Genomic DNA, 14,600 nt, shown 5'->3' with positions numbered 1-14,600 from the left:
ATTAGGTGTTAGAGGGTAAAATGAAAAATAAATGTAAAAACAATGTGTTTTACCTAAAATAATCCACAAATAAAATAACGAAGTGTTGTAAACATTATGAAAATTGAATATGATAGTCAATGAATAATTATTAAATATTTATAAAGGAGAAATCAGATGAACGAAAAACAACTGCGCTGGTTTACAGTAGCGTTGATTGCATTCAACATGGTCTGGGGTATGGGGAATGTCGTCAATAACTACGCGCAACAAGGAATCTCAGTAATCACTTCATGGTTATTGATCCTAGCTATTTATTTTATCCCCTATGCACTGATCGTCGGTCAATTAGGATCAGCATTCAAAGATAGTAAAGGGGGCGTTAGTTCTTGGGTAGAAAATACTACTTCGAATAAACGCTTAGCTTATTATGCTGCCTGGACATATTGGGTCGTGCATATTCCATACTTAGCACAAAAACCACAAGCGATTTTGATTGCAGCTGGTTGGGCAGTTCAAGGAAATGGCGATATCGTCAATACGATGTCTGTCCAAATGGTCGCAGTGATCTCCTTGATCATTTTCTTAGCTTTCTTGTATCTATCAACAAAAGGCTTATCAACGTTAAAAGTTATCGGTGGTTTAGCAGGTACAGCGATGTTCGTCATGTCATTATTATTCATTTTACTTGCTGTTACTGCGCCATTCATCAATCCAACGATGGAATTTGCGACAGCAAATATGAACCAAGTCAAAACGTATATTCCTAAGTTTGACTTTAGTTACTTTACGACTGTTTCAATGTTAGTCTTTGCTGTAGGAGGCGCTGAGAAAATCTCTCCTTATGTTAATTCTACACGTAACCCGGCAAAAGAATTTCCAAAAGGTATGATCTTTTTAGCAGCAATGGTCGGTATCTGTGCTGTTTTAGGTTCTGTGGCAATGGGTATGTTATTTGCAAGTGACAATATTCCGAAAGATTTAATGGCAAACGGTGCGTACAGTGCCTTCCAAATCTTAGGTAACTATTATGGTATCGGTAATGCATTGATGATCATCTATGCATTGACGAATATGGTCGGTCAAATTTCTGCCTTGGCATTTTCTATTGATGCGCCATTGAAGATCTTGTTAGCCGATGCAGATCCAGAATTTGTACCAAGTTGGTTACGTAAACGTAACCGTAAAGGAACGTTGGTCAATGGTTACATGTTAACTGGTATCTTAGTCGGTATCATCATTCTATTACCGATTATTGGTATCAAAGATATGAATGAATTAGTTAAATGGTTGACGAACTTAAATTCAGTCGTTATGCCAATGCGTTACTTATGGGTATTCCTAGCCTATATGATGTTGAACAAAGCATACAAAAAATTCACGTCAGAATATAAGTTCGTGAAAAATCCTAAAGTTGGATTCATCTTTGGTGCTTGGTGTTTTGCTTTCACTGCGTTTGCATGTATTTTGGGAATGGTACCAAAAGTGGAATACGCTGCTGATCCACAAGCTTGGTGGTTCCAATTGATCTCAAACATCGTCACACCGATCATTTTGATTTTACTAGGTATGATCTTACCAGCAATCGCGCGTCGTGATAATAAGAAAAATCCATTGAAAGAACCAGTTTCTCAACTTTAAAATAAGATTTGACCGAATCAGTCCAACGATTGGTTCGGTCTTTTTTTGCGTTATTAAGAATAAGAGGTAAAATAAAAAGATGACCATTCGAAGGAGGACAAAAAATGAAAATAATGATTATTGGACAGTCGGGTGCAGGTAAGTCCACACTTGCAAGAAGCTTACAAGCAACGTCAGGAAGCCCTCTTTTAGCACTGGATCGTTTGTGGCTAACAACGGACTATGGAAAAGCAGCTAAGCAATGGTTGTTAAAAGAACAGGAAAAATTTATGGCTGAGAACAAGGATTGGATCATCGAAGGGAATTATCTATCGATTGCAAAAGATCGAATTGAACAAGCTGACTTGATCCTGTTACTTCGCTTGCCGAGACACATCGCGATGTATCGTGTGGTCAAACGTTCGATTAAACGAAAATTAGATAAAAGTACCCGTCCAGATGTTCCAGAAGAATTTATAGAAAAATTCGACAAAGAATATTTGGACTTTTTACTTTTTGTTTGGCGTTTCAAGAAAGAAAGGGAACCCTTAGCAATCAAAAAAATCTATGAACAAGGAGCAGAAGGAAAATTAGTCATTCTGAATGGTTCACGACAGCAAAAAAAATTTCTAGAGCAATGGCGAAGTAAAAGTAGTTGACACGTTTCGTTTACAAGTGTAGTCTGTATTTAGAATTCAAGTTTACATTTGTAAACGAAGAGGAGAGTGATACATATGGAAGAAGTGAAAAAGCCAATCAAAATCAGTGACTCAGAATGGGAAATCATGCGTGTCGTCTGGACATTAGGAGACACCACAGCTCAGGAAATCACACAGATCCTTTCTGAATCAATGGGCTGGAAAGCAGCAACAGTCAAAACGTTATTAGGACGACTTGTAAAAAAAGAAGCGATTTGGACAGAACAAGAAGGGAAAAAATTTATTTATCACCCAGCGGTGTCTGAAACGGACACTGTGCAAAGTGCTGCTGAAAATTTATTCTCACATATTTGTGCGAAGAAAATCGGCGAGACGATTGCAGATCTTGTCTCAGAAGCAACTTTAACACATGCAGATATTGACCAAATCATGGCAGAACTAAAGAAAAAAGAGCCAGTAACAGATATCCAGTGCAATTGCATTCCAGGACAATGTCATTGCCATCAAAACAACTAGGAGGAAAACAGGGATGAAAACAAAAGTAACGATCAAAGGAATGAGCTGTAAACATTGCGTTGCAAGAGTGGAAGAAACGGTCAATGCGCTACCGGGTGTAAAAAAAATTAATGTCAACTTAAAAAAAGAGATCGGAACTGTGTCATTAGATGAAACAGTGATCCAACCATCTACGATATGTCAAGCAATCAATGATTTAGGCTATCAAGCAGAGGTGATTTAAATGGAGTATCCAGCTAAAAAAGACACACTCGTGATTACTGGAATGACTTGTGCCAATTGTGCTGCACGAATCGAAAAAGAGTTGAATGAACAGCCCGGTGTATTATCTGCGACTGTTAATCTGGCAACAGAAAAAGCGACGATCAATTATCAGGAAGTATCAATTGAAGAACTGATCCAGAGTGTTGAAACCATTGGTTATGGTGCGATTTTATATGATGAGGCCCATAAGCAAAAAATTGCAGAAGAAAAGCAAACTTATTTAACAAAGATGAAGCGAGATGTCATCATAGGTGCTATCTTGACGCTTCCTATGATGATCGCGATGATTGCAATGATGTTAGGCTTTCACGGAACGCTTGTCCATTTTTTCCATGATCCATGGGTCCAACTGATTTTAGCAATCCCTGTCCAGTTTTATATTGGTTGGCGCTTTTATGAAGGAGCGTATCATGCCATCAAAACAAACGCACCCAATATGGATGTGTTAGTGGCAATCGGTACGACCGCCGCATTTGCGCTTAGTGTATACAATGGTTTTTTCAGTACACATTCATCGGACTTATATTTTGAAAGTAGCAATATGATCATCACACTGATTTTGTTAGGAAAATATTTGGAACACACAGCCAAAAGTAAAACCGGCGATGCCATCAAGCAGTTGATGTCTCTTCAGAAAAAAACAGCACAGGTCATAAAAAATGGTGAAGAAAAGACCATACCAATCGAGGAAGTAGAGATTGGGGATATTTTACTCGTCCGACCGGGAGAACAAATCCCAACAGATGGGAAAGTCATCAAAGGAGATAGTGCGATCGATGAAGGAATGTTGACTGGAGAAAGTGTGCCAGTTGAGAAAAAAACGGGGGATCTACTCTTCGGCGGAACCATCAATTCCACAGGGATTCTTGAAATGACGGTGACCCAAGTAGGAAAAGGAACTGTCCTCTCACAAATCATCCAAATGGTGGAAGATGCCCAAGGAAGTAAAGCACCGATCCAAAAAATTGCTGATAAGATTTCTGGTATTTTTGTTCCTATCGTTTTAGTCATTGCTTTCTTTACCTTAATAGTCACTGGACTCATCAGTGGCAACTGGGAACTGGCAGTGATCCATAGTGTTTCAGTGTTGGTTATTGCTTGTCCTTGTGCGTTAGGACTAGCGACACCAACTGCTATCATGGTTGGTACAGGATTAGGCGCACGAAAGGGTATTTTGATCAAAGGCGGCGAGGCATTAGAAGCTGCAACACATCTAGACACGATCCTTTTAGATAAAACTGGTACGATCACACAAGGTAAAACAGTGGTCACAGACGTTATTGGTGACGAAGAAATGTTAACGATCGCCACCACATTAGAGCAAGGCTCAGAGCATCCTTTAGGCAAAGCCATTGTGACTTATGGAAAAGAACAGGCGATCGCGACTTTGCCTGTGGTTCAAGCAAAAGCACATCCGGGTGCTGGGATCAGTGGGGTAATAGATGGAAAATCTTATTTTATTGGTACGAGAAAACGACTAGTGGAGCTGAACGTTTCATTTGAAGCGTATCAAGAACAAGCGTTACAATTAGAACGACAAGGAAAAACCGTGATGTTTCTTGCAGATGACAGACAGGTATTGGGGATGATCGCTGTGGCTGATCAGATCAAAGAACACGCACGATCAGCAATCCAACAATTACAAGCCCAAGGATTGGCAGTTTATATGGTCACAGGGGACAATCAATCAGTTGCAACGACGATTGGACAAGAAGTTGGTATTCCAAAAGAACACATCTTTGCTGAAGTATTACCTGATGAAAAAGCAGGATATGTCGAAAAATTGCAAAAAGAAGGAAAACAAGTGGGGATGGTCGGTGATGGTATCAATGATGCCCCCGCCTTGGCTTTAGCAAATGTCGGTATCGCCATGGGGAATGGCACCGATATCGCTATGGAAACAGCAGATGTAACGTTAATGAATAGTCAACTCTCGTCGATTGGACAAACGATCGAACTTTCAAGTGTGACCTTGAAAAAAATCAAACAAAACTTATTTTGGGCATTTATTTATAACACGATTGGCATTCCATTTGCTGCGTTTGGCTTATTGAATCCAATCATTGCCGGAGGAGCGATGGCCTTTAGCTCAATCAGTGTGTTACTCAATTCATTAAGTCTAAACCAAAAAATGAAGAAATAAACGGTTCAACAAAGGAAAGGACAGAATGAAAATGAACGAGCAAAAAAAACAAACGATGCACGAGCATCATCATGATGAAATGAAGCAACAAACGAACATGACACACCATAAAATGGATCATACGAGTATGGACCATACAAAAATGAACCACGAGAGCATGGCACATGAGCATCACTCAATGGACCACAGTTCAATGGATCATCATGACCATATGAGCGGCGGGATGGATCATTCGATGCACATGGGGAATTTTAAACAAAAATTTTGGTTGTCCTTGTTGCTAACGATTCCGATCATCTTGTTTTCTCCCATGATGGGCATGGAATTCCCCTTTCAAGTGACTTTCCCTGGCTCTGATTGGCTCGTCTTGATCCTGGCGACCATCTTGTTCATCTATGGCGGACAACCCTTTTTAAGTGGCGCTAAAATGGAATTGAAACAAAAAAGTCCAGCAATGATGACCTTGATTGCTATGGGGATCAGTGTCGCCTATGTTTATAGTGTCTATTCTTTTATCGCAAATCTCATCAATCCCCATACTCATGTGATGGACTTCTTCTGGGAATTGGCGACGTTGATCGTCATCATGCTATTAGGGCACTGGATCGAAATGAGTGCCGTTTCTAATGCAAGTAATGCGTTACAGAAATTAGCAGAATTATTACCGGAAACGGTCAAACGATTACGAACAGATGGGACAGAAGAGACAATTTCTTTAAAAGAGGTCAAAGAGGGCGATCATTTAGTCGTTCGAGCAGGAGATAAAATGCCAACGGATGGGAAGATCCTGAAAGGTGAAACGATCGTGGACGAATCTGCCGTAACTGGCGAATCCAAAGGGGTCAAAAAGCAAACATCTGATCCAGTGATCGGTGGTTCGATCAATGGAGACGGTACTATTGAGATCGAAGTGACTGGAACTGGTGAAAATAGCTATTTAGCAAAAGTCATGGATATGGTCCGTCAAGCACAAGGTGAAAAGTCAAAACTAGAATCTTTGTCTGACAAAGTAGCCAAATGGTTGTTTTATGTCGCATTGATCGCCGGTCTATTGGCATTTGTTGTGTGGCTCTTTTTAACCGATTTACCAACTGCTTTAGAACGGATGGTCACCGTCTTCATTATTGCCTGTCCTCATGCGTTAGGTTTGGCGATTCCTTTAGTTGTTGCACGTTCGACATCGATTGCTGCTAAAAATGGGTTGTTGCTCAAAAGTCGTCGCGCCTTAGAACAAGCCAATGAGTTAGATGTCATCATGCTGGATAAAACAGGTACGTTGACGGAAGGAAAGTTCACCGTCACTGGTATCGAAAGCTTAGACGATGATTATCCTCAAGAAGAACTATTGAAATATCTAGGTGCCTTAGAAGCGAACGCCAATCATCCTTTAGCCATTGGGATCATGCGTTATTTGAAGGAACAAAATATTTCTCCTTATCAAGCAGAGAATCAAAAAAATCTTTCAGGGGTTGGCTTAACTGGCACAGTAGCAGATAAGAATGTAAAAGTAGTCAACGAAAAAGAAATCAAACGTTTAGGACTTGAAATTGCAAAGGAGCGATTAACTCCTTACGAAGAACAAGGGAATACTGTCAGTTTTCTATTGATCGATGATCGTTTAGTGGGATTAGTGGCTTTAGGCGACATCATCAAAGCAGAAGCAAAAACCTTTATTCAAAGTCTCAAAGAAAGAAATATCACTCCGGTTATGTTGACTGGTGACAATCCACATGCAGCAGAAGTGGTCGCACAATACTTAGGTATTGAAGAGTATTATGGCGGACTTTTACCAAATGACAAGGAAGATATCGTCAAACGTTATCAGGAACAAGGGAAAAAAGTCATCATGGTCGGTGACGGAATCAACGACGCCCCAAGTTTAGCACGTGCGACGATCGGGATGGCGATTGGGGCAGGAACCGATATTGCGATCGACTCAGCGGATGTGGTTTTGATCAACAGTGATCCAAAAGATATCTTGCATTTCTTAGATCTAGCCAAACAAACGAGAAAGAAAATGATCCAAAACCTATGGTGGGGAGCTGGTTACAACATTCTTGCCATTCCTTTAGCAGCAGGGATTCTTGCACCGATCGGGATTTTGTTAAGCCCAGCGATTGGAGCTGTCTTGATGTCATTGAGTACCGTAGTTGTAGCACTGAATGCGTTGACGTTGAAGATCAAAGAATGATCATTTTTAGTAAATAATTATTGAATAAAGAGTGAATATGACTATGTCAATGCGGTCGGGACAGAAGTGTTCAGTCTCAAGAAATAAGGCGCCAGCCACGAAAATTGTTTTTCAAATTTTTGTGGCTGGCGTCTTATTTCCGAAGAAGTTACTTCTGTTCCTGTTGTTTATCCGGTTTTAGGTGGTGGGAGAGAACGAAGGGCTCACTTCTTTTTTGTCGTTGGTATGATTTACACAAACGAGAGACTTTGGATTAATTTCTGGTTAATTTTGTAAATTAGTAAAATAATAAAAATAAAAAATATTTCTTTGCGTACTTTATATAAGAGACATTTTCAGAGTATTGATGAACCACTCTGGAAAAACTATTGATAGAGTGAGGTTAAGCAATGAATTGGCAAACATTACTAACAAAAAATGCACAGAATATCTTTTTACTGATCAACCAAATGAAAGATCTGACATGGAAGAAAAGCGACTTAGCAAAAAGGATGGATGTCGATGTCAAAACGATCGATCGTTATTTGAAGCGATTGAAATCAGAGGATTATCCCTTAGAACTAGCGTATGACAAAAAAGAAGTCCAACTGGTTTATCATCAAGCATACAATGAGCCATTTCTTTTGTTTGAATTTTTGATCCGATCGGATTCGTTCTGTTTATTACGGGATCTGATTTTACAAAGGGAATACTCCTTCGAATACGATCGTTCCGCACAAGAACGATTGAAAAAATGGCTAGGGGATTATCATCTTTCTTTTTCCTACAAAAAGCGACAAATCTATGGTTCTGAACGAAAAATCAGATATTTACTTTTTTGTTTTCTCAAAGAGTTCCCAACTTTTTTTAAGGAAGACCATGATCAAACATTTTCAGAACTATTCATCCAACTTCTAGACCAACGTCCCAAACATACAGATATTGAGATTTTTACAAATCATCAATTGTTCTTCTATGAGATTTTTCCAGAACTACTCTTTCGCTCTGAACAAAAGCTTCCGACAAAAGAAAAGAATTATCGGGCTATCCTGCGACTGAATAGCCATTTGATCACAGACAAGCGGTGGGAAAGGATCGAAAAAACCTCCGTCTATCAAAAATTATCGATCGTTACTGAAAAATTAGATTCATTATTTTGGTTGACGAATGATTTTGAAAGTTCCAACAAAAAGAAAATAACAAGAGTACTATTCCAAGAGTGGTTAAAATATTCAATTGGTATTCATGATCGCTTTATCCATGAAGAAGCTGTTGCCTACCAAGCATTAGCAGACACGATCCCTAATTTTATTGAAAAATCAAACCAGTTTCGTATCGCTTTGCAACAAGCTTTGTTTCAGCCAACCACCGATTGGGCAAGGATGTTGCTGAAATTATTAAATGAACGAGGCTATCTGGAGATGTATGCACCGGAAGTTAAAATCGTATTCTTTTTTCGCTATGACCATGAAGAAGCTAGACGACTTGCAGCAATTTTAGATAAAACGTTACGTCATCGCAAACGCACATCGATCCACGTATGTACCAGGAGTAAGCCACCTAGTTATGCTCAACTTGTCATCACAGACCATTTTTTTTCTGCTAGTCTCACTAATGATCAGAAAACTTATTTTTATCAAGACTCACTTGGAATCGAAAAACTATTATCAGACATCGATTATTGGATCAACACAAAGATAACTTTTACGAGTAAACGAATCATCGAACGCTAGAATATGCTATAATGGACTGGAAAAACAAAGGAGGAAAATCCATTGGAATTAAAGAAACTAGAAGTACCTACATCTTCAATTACAGAAGTGAAAAGATCGCCGATGGATGTGTTTGACCAAGCTAGAAAAGCTGAAACAGGCGTATATATTTTTAATCGTGAAAAAGTTGCTGGTGTGATGTTGACCCAAGAGCAATATGAGACGTTGTTGCAAGAATTAGCCACGCTTCGCCAACTCGTTGCGACAGAAACAGAAGAGGCAAAAACAAATGGAACTGGGACAAACGAACCATTCACAAAAAATCGCACGGCCATCGTATCCACTTCTGAATCGTTAGATGAATTGGTTAGCGCCTTAAAACAATATTTAGTTACAGGTGTATCTATCTCTGCTAAAAATCTTGATGAACGAATGGTGGCATTGGGATTCATTACGAAGAAAACTGGTTTTGGCGGGGTTGTTGATATGCTCAATGAATTAACAGAAACGGGTAAAATCAATTACCAATTAAGGAAAAAACCAAATGGTAAAATCGTGATCGCAGAGATCATCGGTGAACAAGATAGTCAATCTCAACTATTCGATAAGCTGATCATCAAAAAAATCTATTTACATGAAATATAAAAAACTACGAAGTGTTGCCTTGATTGCTTCGCTAAACATCGAACCTAGGCCAAAAAGAATATAAAAATAAAAGTAAAGCCCTCTAACGACCACTAGCCGTCTCTGGGGGTTTTACTTTTATTTTGCTATCTAAAAAAGTGAAAGCTTATTTTACTTGCTTACGCGAATAGGCAAATATACTACCCCAAATGATCCCTAATAACTGTGGAAATAAGTAAATACCAGCGAGCAGTAAGATGATCTGTTCAGGGGGAAAAGGATGATATAAAAAATGCCATTCAGTACATTTAGCAAAACATAAATAGGAGGTGATCGTAGAACAAAGATTGCCAAGAACCAATGTTCCTAAACGATTGGCTCGTCTCAACGTAAAACCAAGGAAAAAAGCCCAAAATATCAATAGTATAAATAGGATGACTGAATGATAATAATAATCAAAAAGTAGAGCAAGATAAAAATAAGGCACACACATCAATAAGTAGATTGTTTTTTTTATGTAGAATAATTGCAAAGGTCCATTCCTCCAAATCAGTTCTCCTTGGTTTTAATTGTAAAATCAAACAATGAATAATCAATTCTTTTTAGAAATATTCTGAATAAAATGAATAAACTCTCATTGCTTTATTCTTAAAAAACTAGTCTTTCCCCTCAGTTTTTTTAGAGAAATAGAATATATTATGATAGATGGAGTGTCTTTTGGGAGGTTTTGTATGAAAAAGAGAATAAAACTAGAACAATTGTATTTGTTTCTTTGGTTTTTCCCAATTTTTCTTTTGCCTTTTACATGGGTGAATGCAGTGGTACAAGGTGCTGAGATTCTTGGCATCATCAATGGAAGTGGCTTTATTATTTCCAAAAATTTTCCGACATTGACCCTTTTTTATTTTTTGATCAGTGTGAATTTGATCGTTTCAAAAACATTTATAAAAAAGTATAATTGGCATTTGATCCAGTTTTCTTCTATGCTGGTCTTTACATCTTATTTCTCGATATTACCGAGGATCATCATCGGTCCGAATGGATTAAGTGAAAGTGGACTAAAAGATACAAGCTATTCTGCGATGTATTTTTTGACCATCAAACCTTGTTTTTATGTAGCGATTGCTTCCTTTGCGTTAGCAGTCGGCCTATTCTATTATACAGAGATCCGTGAACAATCTTTACTTATAGAAAAGATATAGTTTTTTGTAGGACGTCCATTTTCGGACGTTTTTTTGTTTTACGATATATTTACACAACTTAACAATAACTTTACATATTCAATATCTAGGATTTACAGTACCCTGATACAATCAATTTGTAACTAAGAAAGGGGCATATAAATGAAAAAAGTTTTATTTTCTTTAGGAGTATTAGGTTTTATCTTAGCTGGATGTGGTTCTGGTTCAGGAAGTACGGATGGATCAGCCAGCAACTCGGCTAGTTCAGATGATCAAGTAAAAATCGTAGCGGTCGGTTCAACCGCTTTGCAACCTTTAGTTGATGCTGCACAAGAAATGTTTACCCAAGATAACCCCAACTATCAGATTTCTGTTCAAGGTGGCGGAAGTGGAACAGGTCTTAGTCAAGTAGCGTCAGGTGCTGTAACAATCGGAAACTCTGATGTATTTGCAGAACAAAGAGATGGAATCGATGCAAGTAAATTGGTAGACCATCGTGTAGCAGTTGTTGGAATGGCACCAATCGTAAATAAAGATACAGGCGTTGAAGATATTACAAAAGAACAATTGATCGACATCTTCACTGGTAAGATCACTAACTGGAGTGAACTAGGCGGAGCAGATCAAGAAATCAACGTCATCAACCGTGCAAACGGAAGCGGCACTCGTGCAACCTTTGAATACTGGGCATTAGATGGCGCTGTACCAATACAATCTCAAGAACAAGATTCATCAGGAACAGTTCGTCAAATCGTTTCACAAACACCAGGTGCGATCAGCTATTTAGCTTTCTCTTATTTAGATGATTCTACTCAAGCGTTGAAAATCAACGGTGTAGAACCAACTCCTGAAAATGTCTCAGACAACAGCTGGGAAATTTGGTCTTATGAGCATATGTATACAAATGGCGAACCTGAACCAGAAGTGAAGAAGTTCTTAGACTTCATGATGACAGATGCCGTTCAAGAAGGAACAGTACAAGATTTAGGCTACCTACCGATCAGCATGATGAAAGTTGAACGTGACGCAGAAGGTAACTTATCATAAGATTGAATACATCTTTCAATCACATGTTTATTCAAAACGACTACCATTGATCATTAAGCTTAGTTCCTCGTTGAGGATCTAAGCTTTTTTAGTTTATTGCCCACTCTACGGTTTCGTTTTTTTTCATATGACAGTTTTGAAAGAAGAATATCAGTTATATCTGAGGATTTATTGGACGAAATGACGTATGGTTAAAGAGTAGAAAAAAAGTTGAGGGATTAGCTATGAATAAAAAAGAAAAACAACGAAAAAAACAGATGCAGCAAATGTTGGCACAATTAGAACGCATTGATCCTAACAAAAATGAAGGGCTGACAGACACACAGGTACAAGAAAGAATACGTGTTGGCGCTGTCAATCAAGCAACGAGTCCTACATTTAAAACGAACAAGCAAATCGTGATGGAGAATGTCTTTACTTATTTCAATCTGATTTTTTTAGTCTTAGCGATTCTATTATGTGTCGTCAATTCCTATAAAAATTTGACTTTTTTACCTGTCATATTGGCAAATACGGGCATCGCAATCTATCAAGAGATCCATTCCAAGAAAATTTTAGATCAGTTGAGCATGTTACACGCCGCAACGGTCAAAGTATTACGGAATGGTCAAGAACAGAAGATAACTATCGAAGAGTTAGTGCTAGATGATCTCGTCATTCTAAAAACAGGAGACCAAATCCCCGCAGATGGAAAGATCATAGACGGCAATCTACAAATGAATGAAGCGCTATTAACTGGTGAAGCGGATGAGATAAATAAGGAAATCGGCGACGAACTAATGTCGGGAAGCTTCATCGTCGCGGGTAAAGCGAAGGTTCAGTTGACACGAGTCGGCAATGAATCTTATATTGCCAAATTAACGATGCAGGCAAAAGAAATGGGTACTGGAGAACAATCAGAGATGATTGCTTCGTTAGATAGGATCATCAAATGGGTAGGGATCATCATTATCCCCATTGGATTGACCTTATTTTCTCAAAGCTATTTTTACAATGGCAATACGTTGAGGGAAAGTATTGTTTCGATGGAAGCTGCGTTGATCGGTATGATTCCTGAAGGACTGTACCTACTCACGACGATTGCTCTAGCAATGAGTGCGACACGCTTAGCGAAACAACAAGTGTTGCTTCATGACATGAAAAGTATCGAGACGTTAGCACGAGTGGATGTATTATGTGTCGATAAAACAGGAACAATCACTGAAAATTCAATGGACGTTCAACGTGTGCTGATTCCTGAAAATCCTTTAGCAAAACAAACAGCAGATCAGTTGGATGAATTACTTGGTGACTACGCACAGGCAATCGAAGCTGACAATGAAACGATGCAAGCAATCAAAAATTACTTCACAAAGCATTCTGACAGAGAGGCAACAGCAAGTTTACCCTTTTCTTCTGTGAGAAAATATAGCAGCGTGACATTTACAGATAAAACGTATGTCCTTGGAGCACCAGAGATGGTCTTACGTGAAGCGTTCACGAGTTATGCTTCTGAATTTAGCGCGTATACGGATCAAGGCTATCGGGTATTAGTTTTCGGTGAATACCAAGGGATACTGTCACAAGAAGACTTGGAAGAAGCCGTTATCCCGTTAGGTTATTTATTGATTGCTAATCCGATCCGTCAAGAAGCGAAAGCGACGTTTAATTACTTTAAGAAGCAAGATGTTGCTATCAAAGTGATTTCTGGTGATAACCCAGCGACAGTTTCTCATGTTGCCACACAAGCGGGTATTTCAAACGCGGAGCAATATGTGGATGTCTCCTCGTTAAGGGAAGAAGAATTTCCAGAAGCCATGGAAAAATATACCGTCTTTGGCCGTGTCAAACCAGAACAAAAAAAGGAATTTGTTCGTTTACTAAAAGAGAAGCATACAGTGGCGATGACTGGGGATGGGGTAAATGATATCTTGGCGATGAAAGAAGCCGATTGTAGCATTGCGATGGCATCAGGGAATGAAGCGACGATGCAAGCTGCACAAGTGGTCTTGTTGGAATCAGATTTTTCTAAAATGCCAGAGATTGTTGGCGAAGGACGGCGTGTCGTAAACAATATCGAACGTTCTGCCAGTCTTTTCTTAGTAAAAAATATTTTTTCATTCTTATTGTCTGTTTTTTCTGTTCTTTTTGCATTCACTTATCCATTAGAACCTTCACAAATCACATTGATCAGTTTATTTACGATCGGGTTACCTTCCTTTTTATTAGCATTGGAAGAAAATGAAAAGCGAATCAAAGGCCGATTCATTGAGAACGTCTTGGAAAAAGCCATTCCGGGTGGTCTGACCGATATGATGGTGGTAGGCGCTTTAGTCGTGGGTGGTTCAATTTTAAATCTGAACAAAACCGATACGTCGACAGCCTCTACCATGTTGCTGATCGTTGTTGGCTTTTTAGTCCTTTATAAAATCTGTCAACCATTGAATCAATTTCGAACACGGATCATACTATTTTGTGCAAGTGGAATCGTCTTTTCTGTTGTCTTCTTGCATAAACTATTTTCAATATCAGCCATTTCGCCAGTGTCTATCTTAATGGTGGTCATGCTCTTTTTCGCAGCAGAATCCATCTTTCGTCAGTTGACCTTTTTCGTGGAAAAATATTTGCATTTAGATAAGATCGATACGACACGTACGAAAAAACGTTGGAGAAAAGTATTTCCATTTTTCAAGAAATGAGCGAAGA

12 protein-coding genes are annotated in these 14,600 nt (G+C 38.8%); 11 read left to right on the top strand and 1 reads right to left on the bottom strand.

Annotated elements, in window-relative coordinates:
- The first annotated feature begins 156 nt into the window (after positions 1-156).
- The 8 genes from IGJ95_RS09530 (at position 157) to IGJ95_RS09495 (ending at position 9,708) form a co-directional block, all read left to right on the top strand.
- Entirely contained in the window at positions 157-1,620 is a 1,464-nt protein-coding gene (locus IGJ95_RS09530; protein ID WP_010734986.1) for an APC family permease, read from the top strand.
- A 104-nt stretch (positions 1,621-1,724) separates the two neighbouring features.
- Entirely contained in the window at positions 1,725-2,258 is a 534-nt protein-coding gene (locus tag IGJ95_RS09525) for a topology modulation protein (protein ID WP_062804945.1), read from the top strand.
- 75 nt (positions 2,259-2,333) lie between these two features.
- Positions 2,334-2,774 (top strand): CopY/TcrY family copper transport repressor, encoded by a 441-nt coding sequence (locus IGJ95_RS09520; RefSeq protein WP_010734988.1) that lies wholly within the window; start codon positions 2,334-2,336, stop codon positions 2,772-2,774.
- 13 nt (positions 2,775-2,787) lie between these two features.
- A complete protein-coding gene (copZ, locus tag IGJ95_RS09515; RefSeq protein ID WP_010734989.1) occupies positions 2,788-2,997 on the top strand; it encodes a copper chaperone CopZ in 210 nt (69 codons plus the stop codon).
- Positions 2,998-5,181 carry a heavy metal translocating P-type ATPase gene (locus tag IGJ95_RS09510; protein ID WP_153830232.1) on the top strand — a complete coding sequence of 728 codons (2,184 nt, stop codon included), beginning with the start codon at positions 2,998-3,000 and terminating at the stop codon, positions 5,179-5,181.
- A gap of 127 nt (positions 5,182-5,308) precedes the next feature.
- Positions 5,309-7,372 (top strand): copper/silver-translocating P-type ATPase CopB, encoded by a 2,064-nt coding sequence (gene copB / locus IGJ95_RS09505; RefSeq protein WP_228065592.1) that lies wholly within the window; start codon positions 5,309-5,311, stop codon positions 7,370-7,372.
- 389 nt (positions 7,373-7,761) lie between these two features.
- Positions 7,762-9,084 carry a hypothetical protein gene (locus IGJ95_RS09500; protein ID WP_194179830.1) on the top strand — a complete coding sequence of 441 codons (1,323 nt, stop codon included), beginning with the start codon at positions 7,762-7,764 and terminating at the stop codon, positions 9,082-9,084.
- 42 nt (positions 9,085-9,126) lie between these two features.
- Entirely contained in the window at positions 9,127-9,708 is a 582-nt protein-coding gene (locus tag IGJ95_RS09495; protein WP_010734993.1) for a hypothetical protein, read from the top strand.
- A 145-nt stretch (positions 9,709-9,853) separates the two neighbouring features.
- Here the strand turns inward: IGJ95_RS09495 and IGJ95_RS09490 are convergent, their stop codons facing one another.
- Entirely contained in the window at positions 9,854-10,219 is a 366-nt protein-coding gene (locus IGJ95_RS09490; RefSeq protein ID WP_010734994.1) for a hypothetical protein, read from the bottom strand.
- Between the two features lie 199 nt (positions 10,220-10,418).
- Between IGJ95_RS09490 and IGJ95_RS09485 the strand changes: the two genes are divergently transcribed.
- The 3 genes from IGJ95_RS09485 (at position 10,419) to IGJ95_RS09475 (ending at position 14,593) form a co-directional block, all read left to right on the top strand.
- A complete protein-coding gene (locus IGJ95_RS09485) occupies positions 10,419-10,889 on the top strand; it encodes a hypothetical protein (RefSeq protein WP_010734995.1) in 471 nt (156 codons plus the stop codon).
- Between the two features lie 141 nt (positions 10,890-11,030).
- Positions 11,031-11,915 (top strand): phosphate ABC transporter substrate-binding protein PstS family protein, encoded by an 885-nt coding sequence (locus IGJ95_RS09480; RefSeq protein WP_438761798.1) that lies wholly within the window; start codon positions 11,031-11,033, stop codon positions 11,913-11,915.
- A gap of 224 nt (positions 11,916-12,139) precedes the next feature.
- Complete coding sequence (locus tag IGJ95_RS09475; protein ID WP_438761796.1) at positions 12,140-14,593, top strand: HAD-IC family P-type ATPase; 2,454 nt, start codon at positions 12,140-12,142, stop codon at positions 14,591-14,593.
- Positions 14,594-14,600: the final 7 nt, after the last annotated feature.

This window comes from Enterococcus sp. AZ156, from assembly GCF_051714165.1.
GTDB lineage: Bacteria > Bacillota > Bacilli > Lactobacillales > Enterococcaceae > Enterococcus_B > Enterococcus_B pernyi.
This window is presented reverse-complemented; position numbering and strand designations above follow the sequence as displayed.